Genomic DNA, 15,280 nt, shown 5'->3' with positions numbered 1-15,280 from the left:
CATACGTCGGACAAGATCACGGACATCCGCACGAACGATCGAAAGGACCCCGATGACGAACGCGCGGCCCGCACCTGAAGGCCTGACCTTCCGGCACCCGGTCGAGGACGACTACCCGCGCATCCAGCACGGCCTCACGCACTGGTGGGGCGGCCTCGGCGGCGAGGCCGGCGCGCAGCAGCGCCGGCTCCTCGTGCCGCGGCTGTTCCTGCAGCACTTCACCGGCACCAGCTGGATCGCCGAGGACCCAGACGACACAGACGGCTGGCTGGTCGCGTTCCTGGTCGGCTTCCTGTCCCAGGACCACCCCGACGAGGCGTACATCCACTTCGTCGGCGTCGACCCCGAGCGCAAGCGCGGCGGCGTCGGGGCGGCCTTGTACGAGCGGTTCTTCGCGGGCGCGCGCGAGGCCGGGCGCACCCGGGTCAAGTGCATCACCGGCCCCGCCAACCGCGACTCGATCGCGTACCACACGCGCATGGGCTTCACGATCGAGAAGGGCGACACCGAGGTGGACGGGGTGCCCGTGAAGTCCGACTACGACGGCGAGGGCCTGCCGCGCGTGTGCTTCGTGCGCGAGCTCGCCCCCTGACAGCCGGGCGGCGCGGGCGGTGTGATCCGGCCCACCCAGCCGTCGGGCTGACGTCGCCCGGCCGCGCCGCGGGCTTCACGAGGTGTTGGCACGGCTGTCACACGCTTCCTTGACCATTGGTCTGGACCTGCGTATCTTCGCCGGAGATAAGTCAAGCACCTTTAGTAAAGCGGGAAGCGTAATTCCCGTAGGGGGGCGGCATGGCGACGACGGCGACCGTCGAGGTGGCGGCCGAACCGAAGTACTGGCACCTGCGCACGGTGCTGGTCCAGGCGATCGACTCCGAGTTCGAGGCCGGCCAGGCGCTGCCCAACGAACGCGACCTCGCCGCCAGATTCGGCGTCGCCCGCGCCACACTGCGGCAGGCCCTGGAGCAGCTGGAGCTCGAGGGCCGGCTGCACCGCAAGCGCGGCGCCGGCACCGTGGTCGCCGGACCGCGCCTCGAGATCCCCATGAGCACGCAGGACGAGGGCTGGCCCGGCATCGACCTCGGCGACCGGCAGCTCGTCGACGGCACCACCGCCGCCGTGCCCGCCCGGCTCGCCGCACGGCTCGGCGTCCGGCCGCGCGCCATGGTGCACCGGGTGCGCCGCCGCCAGCTGTCGATGGGCCAGACCGTCGGCCTCGAATGCCTGTACGTGCCGCGGGCCGTCGTGCCGCGTGTCCCCGAACTCCTCGGCGACACCCGGCGCGCCGCGCTCGTGCTGCGGCACCTGCGGCACCACCCGCTCGAAGGCCTGAGCCGGTCGGTCGAACTCGGCGTCGCCGAGCCCGAGGACGCCCGGCTGCTCGAACGCCCGCCGGGTACGGCGGTGCTCGTGGTCACCACCGCGTACGCCGCCCAGGGCCGCACCGCGGCGCTCGTCGTCACCACCTACCGCGCCGACACCTGCCGGCTCGCGTTCGGCGACGCCGACTCCGGACCGGCGCCCGTCGGGGTGGGCCCCGTCGGCACCTCGGGCGGCAGAACCCGCTCGGCCTCGTGATCCACGACGTGCCGGTCGGATAGCATCCGCCGACGCGCATCGTGTGGCACGGGAAGGAGACAGCGCCGTGGCGGCATCAGGTGGCGGGGACTCGTCCCTGCTGCGGCGCATCAACTCGGCCGCGACGCTGCGCGCGCTGCGCGGCGGCGCCGCGCTCACCGTCACCGAGCTGATGGACGCCACCGGTCTGTCCAGGCCCACGGTCGAAGGCGTCGTGGACGGCCTGCTCGGCGAACGCCTCGTGGTCGAGGCCGAGCCCGAGTCCGGCCCGGCCGGACGGCGCCGCGGCCGGCCCGCGCGCCGCCTGCGCTTCCACGCGGAAGCCGGCTACCTGCTCGCCGTCGACATCGGCATGCACGAGGTGCGCTGCCTGCTCGCCGACCTCACCGGCACCGTCGTCGCCCGCCACTCCCGCCCCGTGCACGGCGTCGACGCGGAGGAACGCCTCGACCGCACCCGCGCCGCCGTCACCGAACTCCTGCGCCGCGCCCACGTCTCCCGCGACCTGCTGTGGGCCGCGGGCGTCGGCTCGCCCGGCATCGTCGACCGCAAGGGCGTGGTCACCTACAGCGCGGCGGTGCCCGGCTGGACCGGCACCGACCTCGGCGGCCGGCTCAGCCGATCGCTGCGCTGCCCCGTGCTGGTCGAGAACGACGCCAACCTCGCCGCCATCGGCGAACGCTGGCAGGGCGTCGCCGCCGGCTCCGACGACGTCGTCTACATCCTCGCCGGGCTCAGCCCCGGGGCGGGCTCGCTCATCAACGGCCGCGTCCACCGCGGCTTCGGCGGCGCCGCGGGCGAGATCGGCGCCCTGCACCTGCTCGGCCGACAGGCCCCGCCGGAGACCTTGCTGTCCACCACCGGCACCCCGCTCGTCCCGCTCGACGAGGAGGCCGTCGCCGAGGTCTTCCGGCTCGCCCGCACCGGCGATGCGGTCGCCCGCGAGGCCGTCGACCGGTTCGTGCAGCGCCTTGTCCACGACATCACCGCCATGGTGCTGACCCTCGACCCGGAGATCGTCGTGGTCGGCGGCTGGGCGGCCGGCATCGACGACGTCGTCGAGCCGCTGCGCGCCGAACTGGCGAAGTTCTGCCTGCGGTTGCCGCGCGTCGAACTGTCCGCGCTCGGCAGCGACGGCATCGGGCTCGGCGCCCTGCGGGTCGCGCTCGACCACGCCGAACAGCGGCTGTTCGCGGTGTCGTACGAGGGCGCGCCGCATTCCTGACGGGTTGCCTTGCGGCCCGTCTATCATCAACTCCTTACGGGCTTCTGGACATTAGGCGGTGGAGCTTGGTCGGCGACGAACTCGGCTCCGGTGCGGCGTGGTTCGGTATCCGTTCGGAGGGGCCGCGCGACGTGGCGGCCGTACGGCGGGTCTGTGAGGCTGCGTTCGGTGGGGACGCCCGCATCGCGCCGCTCGTCGACGCGTTGCGGGTGGCGGCGGGGACGATCTCGCTGACGGCTGTTGCCGATGACGGCGTGGTCGGGCACGTCATGCTCAGCGCCGCCCGCCTCGACGCGCCCCGTCGGCTCGTGGACGTGCTCGTCCTGTCGCCGCTGTCGGTGCTTCCCGCGTGGCAGCGTCGCGGTGTCGGCACGCGACTGGTCGCGGCCGCGCTCGACGCCGCGCGGGCGGCCGGCGCGCCGCTGGTGTTCCTGGAAGGTTCGCCCGACTACTACGGCCGGCGCGGGTTCCGCGGCGCCGAGGAGCTCGGGTTCCGCAGTCCTTCGCCGCGCATCCCGCAGGCGGCCTTCCAGGTCGCACCGCTCGACGGCTACGAGCCTTGGATGACAGGCACGTTCGTGTACAGGGACGTGTTCTGGGCGCTGGACTGCGTCGGGCTCAGGGACCAGGCGGATCCGTCGTAAGGCGTGCTCGCGCCGAGGGTTTCGGCGAGGGCGAGGACCAACTCCCGTGCGGTGAGCGCCCCGAGGTCGCCGGTCAGCGGGTCGGCGCCGAGGTCGCGCAGGGCTTCGTCGAAGCGGGACGGGTCGTCGCCCTTGCGGTCGGCGAGGCCCGCGGCCGTGTCGAACGCGGTGACGAGGCGGCCGTCTTCGGCGTACGAGAACTCCGCGTACCAGCTGTCGTCGAGGTGGAGGGCGAGGGTGGCCGTGCCGCGCGTGAAGACGAGGGTCACGGCGTCGGTGAGGTGGGCGTAGCGCCAGGACAATCCAGGCATGACTGCTCCAAGGGCATGGTCGGATCGCGCCGCGTCGCGGCGTGGTGGGGACGGCTCGGGCGCGGCCGGTCGGCGGCACGCCCGCACGCCCTGACGACGGTTCGGGGCGGGGTCAGGGGCGGGGGCGGCCGACGGGCCTGGGGCGCGCGGGGGTCAGGAGCGTCTGGTCAGCTCAGAGCCACCCTGCGTCGGTGGCGATGCGGATGGCGTCGAGGCGGTTGCGGGCGCCGACCTTGCCCACCGCGTTCGACAGGTAGTTGCGCACGGTGGCGGGGGACAGGCCGAGGCGTCGGCCGATCTCGTCCGTCGAACCGCCGGCTCTGGCCTCGCGCAGGACGTCCGTCTCGCGCGGGGTCAGCGGGCTCGCGCCGGTCTCCAACGCGGCCGCCACGAGGCCCGGGTCGATGACCCGTTCGCCCGCCGCGACCCTCCGCACGCCGTCGGCGAGGGTCGCCGCCGGGGCGTCCTTCACCAGGAACCCGCGCGTGTGCACCTTCAGCGCGCGCAGGAGGTGGCCGGGCTGGCTCAGGCCCGTCAGCACCAGCACCCGGCACGACGGCAGGACGCGGAACAGCCCGTCGGCGGCGGTGAGTCCGTCCATGCCCGGCAGGTCGATGTCGACCACCGCCACGTCCGGCCGCGTGCGCAGCGCCGTGTCGACGATCGTGTCGCCGCGGTCCAACTCGGCGACGACCTCGAGGTCGTCCTCCAGCGACAGCAGCGCGACCAGAGCGCCGCGGATCATGTGCTGGTCCTCGGCGATCAGGACGCGGATCACGACGATGTCCTTTCAGGGGGTGGGGCGGTGGAGGCGGGGCCGGACGGGCCTACGGCGTACGGGAGTTCGACCGTCACCCGGAACCGGCCGCCGCCGACCGGACCGGCGTACGCCCGACCGCCGAGCGCCGCGGCGCGGCCGGCGAGGCCCTGGAGGCCCCGGCCGGAGCGCGCGGTGGCGGCGGAGGCAGTGGGGGCGTCGGTGGCTGCGGTCGCCGTGCCGGTGGGTCTGGAGCCCGTTGCGACTGCTGTCGTGTCCGTCCGTGGTTCCGTCGCCGTGCCCGCTTCCGTGCCGGTTCGCCGCGACGGGTCGTCGCCGCCGTCGCGTACCCCGTCGTTCACGATCGACAGGACGACGAGCCCGCCGCGCCGCACCGCGGTCAGCTCGCACACCGTCGCCGTGCTGTGCCGCAGCACGTTCGTCACGCCTTCGCGGACCGCCCACGCCAGCACCTCGGCGGTCGCCGGCCCCGCTCCGTCCGCCGCCGCGAGGTCGCCCGAAGCGGTGACCCCCGCGGCCCGCAGCAGCGCGTGCGCACCCGCCGTCTCGGTGGCCAGCGACACCGCGTGCTCGTCGCGCGCGACCGCCCGCACCCCGCCGAGGGCGCCGCGCGCGACCTCGGTGATGTCGGCCAACTGGTCGCGTGCCGCCGCCGGGTCGCGGGACAGCAGACGCAGCGCCAGATCGCCCTTCAGCGAGATCGCCGAGAGGCTCTGCCCGAGCAGGTCGTGCAGGTCGCGCGACACCCGCAGGCGTTCCCTGCCCACCGCGATCTCCGCCAACTCTGCCTGTGTCGCGTGCAGTTGGTCGGCCAGGCGGGCCAGCACGGTCACGCCGTACACGGCGATCGCCGCGCCGAGCGGACTGAACACCCACAGCAGGCCCAGCGAAACCGTGTCGACGATCCCGCCGTCGAACGCGTACCCGGCAAGTCCGGCGGCGGTTCCGTAGCCCAACACCGTCGCGGCCACGGCGGCGAGGCCGAGCCGGGTCGGCAGCATCATCAGGGTGGTCGCGGCGAACATGTACGCGGTCATCGCCCACGTCCATCCGTAGGACGGCAGGGGCGCGAACGTCAGCGTGGTGATCGCCGCGTACGACCACCAGCCGAAACGCGGCACCAGCCCGCGCGCCGACGCCAGCGAGTGCCGCATCTGCAGCCCGAGCAGCACGACACCCAGCAGCACCGGGAGCCACCACGGCCCCGGCTTGGGGCCGTCCATGGCGTACCCGGTCGCGAACGGCGCGGGCGTCGTGAAGAGCGCCGTGACGAAGAAGACCAGACAGGTGCGGCGACGCGGTGTGCCGACCAGCGCGTCGCCGGTCTCCGCGGCGCGGGAGCGGGTCGGGGTGTCGGCCGCCTGTGCGTCTGCTGCGGCGGGCGGTTGCGCGGTGAGCTGCGGTGCGGCCGTCACACGACCACCTCCGCCGTCGACTCGACGCGCAGCGCCGTTCCGTGCAGGGTGACCACGAAGTGCCGGCCCGCGCCCACCGCCAGGGTCCGCGCGACCGTCTCGCGCAGGGCGATCCGCAGCGCGGCGTCCTGATCGGCCGTCAGCCCGACCGCCGAGCCGTCCTCCGCGACGGGTACGAGCAGGTCCACCGAGATGCCGGCGGCCGCGAACAGCGTCGCCGCCGTCGCCAACTCGGCCCGCAGCGAGGAGTCCTGATAGCCCGCCAGCAACGCACGGGTCTCCGCGAGCGTGCCGCGCGACCGCGCCGACAGGTCACCGACCTCCGCCGCGACCGCCTCCGGGGCGTGCTCGGCCGACCGCGCCGCCCGGGCGGCGTCCGCCGCCAGGCCCGCGAGCGCCGGTTCTATGCGGTGGCGTAGCTCGGCGTCGATCCGCAGCCGCTCACCGAGGACCGCGGCGCGCGCCAGGTCCTGCCGGGCGGCGTGCAGGCGGCGCACGGCGCGGGCCAACCACACGATGGCGGTCATGGAAACCGTCGTGGCGACCACGCTCAGCGCGATGTAGACCGTCCAGTGCCACTCGCCGTAGCGCAGCCCCGTCAGCAGCTGCGCGGCGAACACCCCCGCCGCGGCCGGGGCGCCCCACCGCAGCGGCAGCACCAACAGACACGACGCGGCCAGCATCGACATCGACCAGCGCCCGGCCAGGTACGGGATCGGGACCGCCGTCACCACCGCCATGAGGACCAGCGTCCAGACCGCGCCGCGCGGCCGCCTGCCGCGCAGGGCGGCGAGGACGTGGCGTACGTGGAGGACGAGTAGCACCGTCATCGCGGCGGCGGCGAGCTCCAGGTGCGTGCGCGGCACGACGCCCGTCAGGCGGGTCACGCCGACCACGGGGACGGTCAGGTTGTAGAGGAGTGCGGCGGGGGCGACCAGGCGGGCATAGCGCTCGTACGGGGTGCGCTCGTCGGCGACCGACGCGCCGCGGCCGACCAGCCGGCGGGCCGTGCTGCGGGCGTGCGTCCAGGCGCGGGCAGCGTGGCCGCGCGCGCTCGTCGTCGCTCTCCCGTCCAGTTCCGCCCCCCAGCGAAGATCGTCGGGGGACAACGATAGACGTGCGGGGGAGCGGGGCATATGCGGCCGGTCCGCGCCGAGGCGGACACCGGTCGCCATCGTTGCGCGTACGTGAGCCGAGACCATTCCCGCAGTCTCGCCGCGCTCCCGCCGACCAACCAGATGCCGATATCCCCGCCCGACCATGACATTTGTCATCGGTGACCGGCGACATCGGTATCTGCCCCGCGGGCGCCGCGCTCGGCATGCTTTCGGATATGCCACCACTGCCGCGCAACCCACCGGCCTCGATCATCCGGCTCGGCCTCGGCTGCGCGGGCGTGGTCGCCGTACTGATTCGGCTGGGCATCGTGCGATGACGCCGACACACCTCACGCTCACCCGCACGCCGAGTGTGCCAGGGCCGCTGAGCCGGCTGCAGAGACACCTCAGGAAGGGAACCCGCTCCATGTGGACGTACCGCAACAGCGACCACACCGCAGCGCCGGTCGCGCACCTGTGGGAGCAGTACACGGCAGTCGACGAATGGCCGCTGTGGGACGTCTCGTTGCGCGGCGCAGTACTCGACGGCGCGTTCGGGTCCGGCGGCACCGGGACGCTGTGGCCGACGCGGGGACGGGGCACCGGCTTCCGGATCGTGCACGTCGTGCCGTTCGTGTCGTTCATGGCCGTCACCGACCTGCCGGGGGCACGCATCTATCGCGCGTACCGCGTCGGCGCCGACGCGGCCGGCGCCGGCTGCCGGTTCACCCACACGGTCACGATCGTCGGCGTGCTGTCGGGTCTTTACGGGCGCCGGCTCGGGCCCGGCGTCGCCGCGGCGCTGCCCGTCTCCATGCGGACCCTGGCGCTGCTCACCGAGGAACAGGCCGCGAAACGGCCCGAGGGGGCGCGCCCGGACGGCGGGCCGGGCGGGATGCCCGTCCCGGCCATGCGGGGCGCCCCCTGGGGACTGCCTAGTGGGCTTGCCCGGTCGGCCTCAACTGGACGGTGTTGACGTCCACGCCCTGCGGCTGCGACACCGCCCACACGATGGTGTCCGCGATCTGCTCGGCCGTCAGCATCGGCCCGGCCGCCGCCGCGCCGCCCGGACGGTCCTCCCAGAACGGCGTCAGCACCCGGCCCGGCGCGATCAGCGTGACGCCGACGCCGTCCTGCGTCGCCAGCATGCGGGTGTTCTCCGCGAGCGCGGTCACCGCCCACTTCGTGGCCGAGTACAGGTTGCCGGGGCTGTGCTTGAGTCCTCCGCTGCTGCCGACCAGCACGATCCGGCCCTTGGTCTCCCGCAGCAGCGGCAGCGCGGCCTTGATCAGCAGGCTCGGGCCCAGCACGTTGGTCAGCACCATGTCGCGCATGCCGTCCGGGTCCGCGGTCTCCACGTTGCCCTCGACCGAGAACCCGGCGTTCGACACCGCGTTGTCCAGTCGTCCGAACGCCTCCACGGTGGCGGCGACCGCACCGCTCACCGCGGCCCAGTCCGCGGCGTCCCCGGGCAGCGCGACCAGCCGCTCGCCCGCCCCGAGTTCGCCCAGCAGGGCGTCCAGCTTCTTCTCACTCCGCCCGGTCACCGCGACCCGGTGCCCGGCCGCCAGCAGCGCCTTCACCGTGGCGGCACCGATCCCCGTCGAACCACCGGTGATCAGCGTGACGGGCCCGCTGCTGTCGGCGGCCGCGCCGGACGTGTTGTCGTGCGACGTGCTCAATGTTCTCCCCGTGTCCGGGATGCCGTGGACCCGGCATCGTCACGACGCACGCTAGGTCGACGGCCGCGCCTCCGTCCAGGAGATAGCCGCCCGCCGTGGCGTCGGTGTGTGTTGCTGCGCGAGCCCGACGCCGGGCCTTGTCGGAACATCGGGGAGACTGTCCCCGTGACCAAGCGCTACACCCGCGAGGAACTGGCCGCCGCGACCGGCCGGACCATTCCCGACGTCATCGGGCCCCATCTCGACGTACTTTTCAGTGGAATCAACCCGGGCCTGATGTCGGCGGTCACCGGCCACCACTTCGCCCGCCCCGGCAACCGGTTCTGGCCCGCACTGCACCGCTCGGGGTTCACCCCGCGCCTGATGCGCCCGGACGAGCAGGACGAACTGGTCGCCCTGGGCCTCGGCATCACCAACGTCGTCGCCCGGGCCACGGCCGGCGCGGCCGAACTCCTCGCCGACGAGTACAAGACCGGCGGCAAGATCCTCCGCGCGAAGGTCGAGGAATACCAACCGCGTTGGCTGGCGGTGGTAGGCATCGGCGCCTACCGCACCGCCTTCGCCAAACCGAAGGCCGTCCTGGGCCGCCAGCCCGACACCCTCGGCAAGACGGGCTTGTGGGTCCTCCCGAACCCGAGCGGCCTGAACGCCCATTTCACGGTCGAGACGCTGGCCGAGGAGTTCGCCCACCTGCGCGCGGCTGTCGAGGAGGAGAAGGAGGGCGGCGTAGCCTCGGAGTGAGGGCCTGTTGCCCATTCCGTAGCGGCCCGCCGCGCGGGCGTGTCGTCAAACGCGCAGGTCAGTCGCCGGACGCGCCCCAGACGGCGATGGCGTCCGGGGCGCCGTCGGCGTACAGCACCGTGCACCGGCATGAACGCCTCCCCTCGGTCGAGCGGCGGTGGCCCCGCGGTCCTAGCCTGCTGGGATGACGACGATGGTGGAGACCGGTCCGTTGCTGGCGCGGCTGCTGGAATGCCGCGGGCTCGGTGTGGGGGTGGTGGCTGAGCGGGCGGATGTGCGGGAGGGGCGGCTCGTGGGGCTCCTCGGGGGTGACGCGGTGTGCGACGAGGAGCTGTTGCGGCGGCTCGCGCCTGCGCTCGGCCTGCATGCTTCCGACGTGTTCGCCATTGTGGGTGCGGAGTTGCCGGCGGATCTGGCGCCGCGGGCCGCGATCGCGCAGGCACGCGTCGCCCCACTGCTCCACTCCACGGCGCGCATGAAGGCGGAGTCGCGCGGCCGGGTCATGGAGGCGGCTCGGGCGATGCCGTTGGATCGCTTCGAACCAGCGCTTGCGCGACGGTTGTTCGCCGTTTCGCGGCCGGGTCCGCGGGCGGTTGTGGTCCGGTTGTTGGAGAACCGGAACCTGCGCTACGCCGCGGCGGCGAAGGCGCTGTATGTCCTGACGCTCGGGCACGTGTACGTCTCCGGCGCGACGATCCCGGCGATGGGCGCCGAAAACGGCGGCCCGAAACCGGAAATCGTCGCGGCAAGTGCGGCTGCAATCGGCCTGCCCGTGCGGGAGTTGGCGGCGCTGGCCGGTGTCGCCCTGCCGGAGACTCCGATTCCGCTGCATCCGGCGGCTTCGGAGCTGGCGCAACTCGTTTGGGAGGCACGGCGCCTGAGCCCTGATCAGCTGGACGAGCTGGGTGGGCTCGCGGATTCGCTGTATCGGGCGGAGGGCGCCGGGTCATGTGAGTAGGGGCTGTGCTGGTGGGTGCGGCCTGTACGTGCGGGGGCGCCGAAACGACAGGTCGGCCCGTGCCCGGGATCAGTCGAGCGGCGGCAGGCCCGGCGTGCGGGCCGAGCGGGCCAGCCAACGGTCGGCGTGGCGGGTGACCTCGATGGGCCGGCCGAAGCACGCGGTCATGGTGGCGCCGGTCAGGACGTCCTCGACGCGGCCCTGGGCGAGGACGCGGCCGTCGCGGAGGAGCAGGGCGTGGCCGATGTTCGGCGCCAGTTCCTCGAGGTGGTGGGTGACCGTGATGGTGCTCAGGTGCGGGCGGCTCGCGGCGAGGCCGTGCAGCGCGTCGATCAGGTCCTCGCGGGAGGGCAGGTCGAGGGCGTTGAACGGCTCGTCGAGGAGCAGGAGTCCGGGGTCGGCGATCAGGGCGCGGGCGATGAGGACGCGGGCGCGCTGGCCGCCGGAGCAGACGCCGTACGGGCGGTCGGCGAGGTCCTTCAGGTCGAGCTCGGCGAGGAGTTCGTGGGCGCGGTGGCGCGTCTCCTCGTCGTACTTGCGCCACAGCGGCTGGATGGTGCCGGTCGCGCCGGTGAGGACGACGGTGTGCGCGGTCTCGTCGAGCGGGACCTTCTGCGCGCTGGAGACGAACCCGATGCGGGCGCGCAGTTCGCGCATGTCGACGCGGCCGAGGCGGTTGCCGAGGACGTCCACGGTGCCGGTCGTGGGGTGCGTGACCGCGCCGACGAGCCGCAGCACGGTGGTCTTGCCTGCGCCGTTGGGGCCGAGCAGGGCCCAGTGCTCGCCTCTGCGTACCGTCCAGTCAACGCTGTCGAGGATGATCTGGTCGGTGGTGTAGAGGCGCACGCTGACGTCGGTCAGGGCGGTGACGACGGGTTGCTCGGGCTGCGGCGTGGTGCTCATCCGCAGACGGTAGCCGGGGGCGGTGCGTGGCGTCTGCGGCGTCCGGTAGGTGGAATGGGCGTCCGGTATGTGGACGATGTGGCTGTCGTTGACCGGGCTCAGGCGGGGGTCAGGCCCAAGTCGCGTACGAGGGCCTTGAGTTCGTCCTCGTAGAGCCGGGCCGGGTCGTGGGCCAGTGGGCTCAGGCGGCCGAAGACCTCGAGGGCGACCAGGCCGTACATGCGTCCCCACACGCGCATGGCGACGGCCGCGCCGGCGGGCGGCAGGTCGGGGTGTGCGGTGCGGACCTTCTCGACGAGCGCCTCGTCGAAGTCGGCCCAGGCGTACACCTCGTCGCAGTAGCGGTTGGCGGCGGACGGCCACGCCTCGGCGATGAGGGCGGTCAGCCCTTCGCACGCACGCTTTTCAGACGCTGTGACGGCCTCCTGCAACGGCGGTTCGTAGCCGCGGAGGGAGTCGCCGTAGATGAGCCGGAAGCCCTCCGGGTTGGCGATCGCCCAGGCGCGCAGGGTGACGCCCCAGGCGACGATGCGGCCCGCGACGTCGTCGGCGGGGAGGCGGTCGCGGGCGCCCTCGACGGCGGCGAGGAGTTCGCTGTAGACGTCCACGATCAGGGCGGTGACCAGCGCGTCGCGGGTGTCGAAGTAGCCGTAGATGGCGCCGGCCGTCATGCCCATCTCGCGGGCGATCGCGCGCAGGGAGATCGCGTCGGGCCCGCCGTCGGCCATCAGGCGCAGCGCGACCGCCTTGATCTCGGCCGAGGTCTCGGCGCGCAGGCGTTCGCGCCGGGTCTGTGTCGGGGGCTGGGGCGGCTGCGTCGCGGATTTCACGCTTGACAGCTTACAGGGTTCGATTACTGTTCAGCGTGCACTCACTAAACGCCGTGTAGTAAATCAACGGCATGTACTGAACTCGGGAAAGAGTCGTCCCTGTGGTCACTTCGGAGTCCCCTGCCCGCACACCGTCCCGACGGCCCCGCCCGGCCGCCGACGAGCGTGCCGCGAGGCCCGGCCTCACCCTCGCGCTCATCGCGTTCGCCCAGCTGATCGTCGCGCTGGACTACAACATCGTGTACGTCGCACTGCCCGACATCGGCGACGCACTCGGCTTCTCCGCCCAGTCCCTGCAATGGGTGGTCAGCGCGTACGCCGTCGGCATCGGCGGCTTCCTCCTGCTCGGCGGACGCGCCGTCGACCGCCTCGGCGCACGCCGCATGTTCACCCTCGGCCTCGCCATCTACGGAGCCGCCTCGCTCGCCGGCGGCCTCGCAGGGAACTCCGGGTTCCTCATCGCCGCCCGCGCCGTCCAAGGCCTGGGCGGCGCACTGCTCAGCCCCGCCACCCTCGCGCTGATCTTCGCGCGCTTCGAGGAAGGACCCGCCCGCAACCGCGCCATGGGCGCGTGGGGCCTCGCCGGCAGCTCGGGGCTCGCCGTCGGCGCGCTCAGCGGCGGGCTGCTCACCGAATGGCTGGGCTGGCGCTCGATCTTCTTCGTCAACGTCCCGCTGGTCGCGGTCGTCCTCGCCGGCGCCGCCTGGCTGCTCCGCGACGACGCCCCTCCCGCACGCGCCCGCGGGGGCTTCGACCTGCCCGGCGCGCTGCTGGCCACGGCCGGATCGTCGCTGCTCGTCTTCGGCCTGGTCAGCGGCCCCGACGCGGGTTGGACGTCGCCCCGCGCCCTCGGCGGCATCCTCGTCGGCGCCGCGCTCCTCGGCCTGTTCCTCCTCGTCGAGGCCCGCACCCGCGAACCGCTCATGCCGCTGCGCATGCTGCGCAACCGCACGCTCTCGGTGTCGATGCTGCTGATCCTGCTCTTCCAGAGCGCCCTGGGCGCCGGGTACTACCTGTTCACCATGTACCTGCAGCCGGTCCTCGGCTACAGCGCGCTGCAGGCCGGGCTGGCGTTCGTCCCGCTGACCCTCGTCTGCGCCGTCGCGGCCAGCAAGACCGCCCCCGCGCTCATCGGACGCTTCGGCCTGCGCGGCACGCTGGCGGTCGGCATGCTCGTCACCGGCCTTGGCATCGGCCTGACCTTCGCGGTCATGACCGTCGGCGGATCGTTCTGGGCCCTGCTGCCGGGCACGATGGTCTGGGGCTTCGGCGGCGGCTGGACGTTCGTCGCCATGTTCGTCGCCGCCGGCGCCGGCGTCTCCCCACAGGAACAGGGCGTCGCCGCGGGCCTCGCCAACACCGCCGGCCAAATCGGCGGCGCCATCGGCCTCGCCATCATCATCGCCGTGGTCAACGCCCGCTCCGGCGACGCCTCCACCCCACACGCCCTCCTCACCGGCATCCACCTCGGCGGCTGGGTAGCCGCCATCATCACAGCCACAGGCGCCGCCGTCGCCCTACTACTGGCCCGCCCCAGCGCCGCCGCCTCCCCGGTAATCGCCAAAAGCACCCAGACCGACACCCCCACGGACACCCGCGAGTCAGCGAACGCCTAGCCCAAGCCCGTCGTTCGGGCCGGTGAGGCGTGGCCTCCGACGCCTGACCGCGCCTGAGGGGGTGGTGCCTACGCTTCGCGCGTGAGGCGCCACCACCTCCTGCCGCCTCGCCACTCAACGCGCGCGAACTGCAGGCGCGTTCATCGGGACCGACAACTCGTGTGCGAATGCCAGCCGATGGGGTGCCTACGTCTGGTCGACGGGAGTGAACGTGTCCGGCGCCACCCCTGTATGTCCGCCACCGAGTGCTGCGGGCTATGGGTGGACGAGTTGGGCCCGCGCGTCGGCGGGCGGGAAAACCGGGTGCACAGCGCAGCCGTGGGCCGCGCCGCGCAGTGCCAGGTACGTGTGTTGCCGTCTTGCCGCGCGGCGTTCCTGTTCGTAAGGGCACGGCGGGCAGGCGCGGCGCTGATGTGCGCCGCGCCTCGTCCAAACAGTGTTCGTTACGACAATTCGTCTTGCCGCGCGGCTGGAGGCAACTGCATGTTGCGGCGCCGCCCTGTTCGGGCGGCGCCGCTATTGCCTGCGTCGGCCATCGGCGCTTTGCGCGATGGGCCGACGGGCGCTGGTGCCAGTTCGTGTGATGGGGGAGGACGAACGGGCTTGCGTGGCGCGGCCGTGGGCCGCGCCGCCGGGGGGTATGGACGTTCGGCCTGAAGGGTGATGACACCCACGACGCTTCGCGCGTGCGGCGCTACCACCTCCCACTGTGACGGCACGGAACGCCCGCGCGCCCGCGAACCGCGGGCGCGCTCATCGAGACTGGCAACCCATGTGCGAACACCCTCCGCCGCGTCGTTGACGGTAGTGAACGTGTCTGGCGCCGCCCCCTGTGGCGGCGTGGGGTGGCCGTCCGCCATCGGACGCTGCGGGTGATGTTGACGAGCTGGTCCGATGCATCGATGGGGAGGGCCGACGGGTTGCGCGGCGCGGCCCATGGTCGCGCCGCGCACATCGGAGTATCGGGCGAGCCACTGTCTTGCCGTGTGCGGCCTGTGGTGAACGCATGTTGCGGCGCCGCCCTGTTCGGGCGGCGCCGCTATTGCGTGCGTCGGCCGTCGTCGGCTAGGGCTTGGTCAAGCGCCGGTGCCACCACGGGGCGGTCGGCGAGTCCAACCAAGGACTGCTCATCCACTCGACCGCATAGGGATCGGGCAACGTCCGCCGCTCGAACTCGGCGTCGAGCCTGGCCACGATCCGACTCAGTTCACGGCGTGCAGTCGGCGGCAACACCTCAAGCATGGCTTGCACATTGTCCCGACCTCCCACCGGATCACGGCAGGGGCAATCCGCCAACGGCACATAGAGCCACCGGCCAGGTCGGCGCAAGAACCGCTCGTACTGGCCGAGCGCCTCGCTCAAGAAACCGGGCCAAAACCTCTGAGTCTCAAGCCGCCTGACGGCAGCCTGAGCGCTTTTTCGCAGGCCCCGAACCTGGCTGAACGTTCGGGGCTGTCCTCGAACCAACCGCGTCTGGGCGCGCACAGCGCCGGGCGACTTAC

At 73.0% G+C, this 15,280-nt stretch carries 16 protein-coding genes; 9 read left to right on the top strand and 7 right to left on the bottom strand.

The window, feature by feature from the left end; genetic code table 11:
* Positions 1-52 precede the first annotated feature (52 nt).
* The 4 genes from QI554_RS31235 (at position 53) to QI554_RS31220 (ending at position 3,447) form a co-directional block, all read left to right on the top strand.
* Positions 53-592: a GNAT family N-acetyltransferase gene (locus QI554_RS31235; protein ID WP_281474660.1), complete on the top strand. Its 540-nt coding sequence runs from the start codon at positions 53-55 to the stop codon at positions 590-592.
* Positions 593-792: 200 nt separating this feature from the next.
* Positions 793-1,578 carry a GntR family transcriptional regulator gene (locus QI554_RS31230; protein ID WP_281474659.1) on the top strand — a complete coding sequence of 262 codons (786 nt, stop codon included), beginning with the start codon at positions 793-795 and terminating at the stop codon, positions 1,576-1,578.
* A gap of 67 nt (positions 1,579-1,645) precedes the next feature.
* The gene (locus tag QI554_RS31225; protein WP_281474657.1) at positions 1,646-2,803 is read left to right on the top strand and encodes an ROK family protein; all 1,158 of its coding nucleotides are present in this window, start codon (positions 1,646-1,648) and stop codon (positions 2,801-2,803) included.
* Between the two features lie 65 nt (positions 2,804-2,868).
* Positions 2,869-3,447, top strand: a complete 579-nt coding sequence (locus QI554_RS31220) for a GNAT family N-acetyltransferase (RefSeq protein ID WP_281474655.1) — start codon at positions 2,869-2,871, stop codon at positions 3,445-3,447.
* Here the strand turns inward: QI554_RS31220 and QI554_RS31215 are convergent.
* The 4 genes from QI554_RS31215 to QI554_RS31200 all read right to left on the bottom strand — a co-directional run bounded on the left by QI554_RS31215 (position 3,354) and on the right by QI554_RS31200 (position 7,060).
* Positions 3,354-3,758 carry a DUF6461 domain-containing protein gene (locus QI554_RS31215; RefSeq protein WP_281474653.1) on the bottom strand — a complete coding sequence of 135 codons (405 nt, stop codon included), beginning with the start codon at positions 3,756-3,758 and terminating at the stop codon, positions 3,354-3,356. The genes QI554_RS31220 and QI554_RS31215 overlap by 94 nt on opposite strands.
* 172 nt (positions 3,759-3,930) lie before the next feature.
* Positions 3,931-4,536, bottom strand: coding sequence for a response regulator transcription factor (locus tag QI554_RS31210; protein ID WP_281474652.1), 606 nt, complete (start codon positions 4,534-4,536; stop codon positions 3,931-3,933).
* Entirely contained in the window at positions 4,533-5,951 is a 1,419-nt protein-coding gene (locus QI554_RS31205; protein ID WP_281474651.1) for a sensor histidine kinase, read from the bottom strand. Before QI554_RS31205 ends, QI554_RS31210 begins: the two co-directional genes overlap by 4 nt.
* Positions 5,948-7,060, bottom strand: coding sequence for a hypothetical protein (locus tag QI554_RS31200; RefSeq protein WP_281474650.1), 1,113 nt, complete (start codon positions 7,058-7,060; stop codon positions 5,948-5,950). The genes QI554_RS31205 and QI554_RS31200 overlap by 4 nt, the downstream gene beginning before the upstream one ends.
* A 167-nt stretch (positions 7,061-7,227) precedes the next feature.
* On the opposite strand from QI554_RS31200, the gene QI554_RS31195 reads away from it, so the two are divergent.
* Both QI554_RS31195 and QI554_RS31190 read left to right on the top strand, forming a co-directional pair.
* Positions 7,228-7,386 (top strand): hypothetical protein, encoded by a 159-nt coding sequence (locus tag QI554_RS31195; RefSeq protein WP_281474649.1) that lies wholly within the window; start codon positions 7,228-7,230, stop codon positions 7,384-7,386.
* Positions 7,387-7,475: 89 nt separating this feature from the next.
* On the top strand, positions 7,476-8,024 hold the full coding sequence (locus QI554_RS31190) for an SRPBCC family protein (protein WP_281474647.1): 549 nt from the start codon (positions 7,476-7,478) through the stop codon (positions 8,022-8,024).
* On the opposite strand, the gene QI554_RS31185 is transcribed toward QI554_RS31190, so the two are convergent.
* Positions 7,984-8,730 (bottom strand): SDR family oxidoreductase, encoded by a 747-nt coding sequence (locus QI554_RS31185; RefSeq protein WP_281474646.1) that lies wholly within the window; start codon positions 8,728-8,730, stop codon positions 7,984-7,986. The two genes, QI554_RS31190 and QI554_RS31185, sit on opposite strands and share 41 nt — an antisense overlap.
* Positions 8,731-8,895: 165 nt before the next feature.
* Here QI554_RS31185 and mug point away from each other — a divergent pair, with 165 nt between their 5' ends.
* Positions 8,896-9,471: a G/U mismatch-specific DNA glycosylase gene (gene mug / locus QI554_RS31180; protein ID WP_281474645.1), complete on the top strand. Its 576-nt coding sequence runs from the start codon at positions 8,896-8,898 to the stop codon at positions 9,469-9,471.
* Between the two features lie 184 nt (positions 9,472-9,655).
* The gene (locus tag QI554_RS31175) at positions 9,656-10,429 is read left to right on the top strand and encodes a hypothetical protein (RefSeq protein WP_281474642.1); all 774 of its coding nucleotides are present in this window, start codon (positions 9,656-9,658) and stop codon (positions 10,427-10,429) included.
* A 69-nt stretch (positions 10,430-10,498) separates the two neighbouring features.
* Here the strand turns inward: QI554_RS31175 and QI554_RS31170 are convergent, their stop codons facing one another.
* Together QI554_RS31170 and QI554_RS31165 are read right to left on the bottom strand one after the other, a co-directional pair.
* Complete coding sequence (locus QI554_RS31170) at positions 10,499-11,332, bottom strand: ABC transporter ATP-binding protein (RefSeq protein ID WP_281474641.1); 834 nt, start codon at positions 11,330-11,332, stop codon at positions 10,499-10,501.
* Positions 11,333-11,430: 98 nt separating this feature from the next.
* The gene (locus QI554_RS31165) at positions 11,431-12,162 is read right to left on the bottom strand and encodes a TetR/AcrR family transcriptional regulator (protein ID WP_281474640.1); all 732 of its coding nucleotides are present in this window, start codon (positions 12,160-12,162) and stop codon (positions 11,431-11,433) included.
* A gap of 101 nt (positions 12,163-12,263) precedes the next feature.
* On the opposite strand from QI554_RS31165, the gene QI554_RS31160 reads away from it, so the two are divergent.
* Positions 12,264-13,778, top strand: coding sequence for an MFS transporter (locus tag QI554_RS31160; protein WP_281474638.1), 1,515 nt, complete (start codon positions 12,264-12,266; stop codon positions 13,776-13,778).
* Positions 13,779-15,280 lie beyond the last annotated feature (1,502 nt).

It is taken from the genome of Yinghuangia seranimata (genome assembly GCF_029953285.1).
In the GTDB taxonomy this organism is placed as follows: domain Bacteria; phylum Actinomycetota; class Actinomycetes; order Streptomycetales; family Streptomycetaceae; genus Yinghuangia; species Yinghuangia seranimata.
The sequence above is the reverse complement of the archived record's forward strand: the minus strand, read 5'-3'. Positions and strand labels throughout refer to the sequence as shown.

Excerpts from the sequence above, each read along its gene's own strand:
- QI554_RS31190 (WP_281474647.1), top strand. The coding sequence starts at position 7,476 with ATGTGGACGTACCGCAACAGCGACCACACCGCAGCGCCGGTCGCGCAC.
- QI554_RS31215 (WP_281474653.1), bottom strand. The coding sequence starts at position 3,758 with ATGCCTGGATTGTCCTGGCGCTACGCCCACCTCACCGACGCCGTGACC.
- QI554_RS31235 (WP_281474660.1), top strand. The coding sequence starts at position 53 with ATGACGAACGCGCGGCCCGCACCTGAAGGCCTGACCTTCCGGCACCCG.
- QI554_RS31175 (WP_281474642.1), top strand. The coding sequence starts at position 9,656 with ATGACGACGATGGTGGAGACCGGTCCGTTGCTGGCGCGGCTGCTGGAA.
- QI554_RS31230 (WP_281474659.1), top strand. The coding sequence starts at position 793 with ATGGCGACGACGGCGACCGTCGAGGTGGCGGCCGAACCGAAGTACTGG.
- QI554_RS31170 (WP_281474641.1), bottom strand. The coding sequence starts at position 11,332 with ATGAGCACCACGCCGCAGCCCGAGCAACCCGTCGTCACCGCCCTGACC.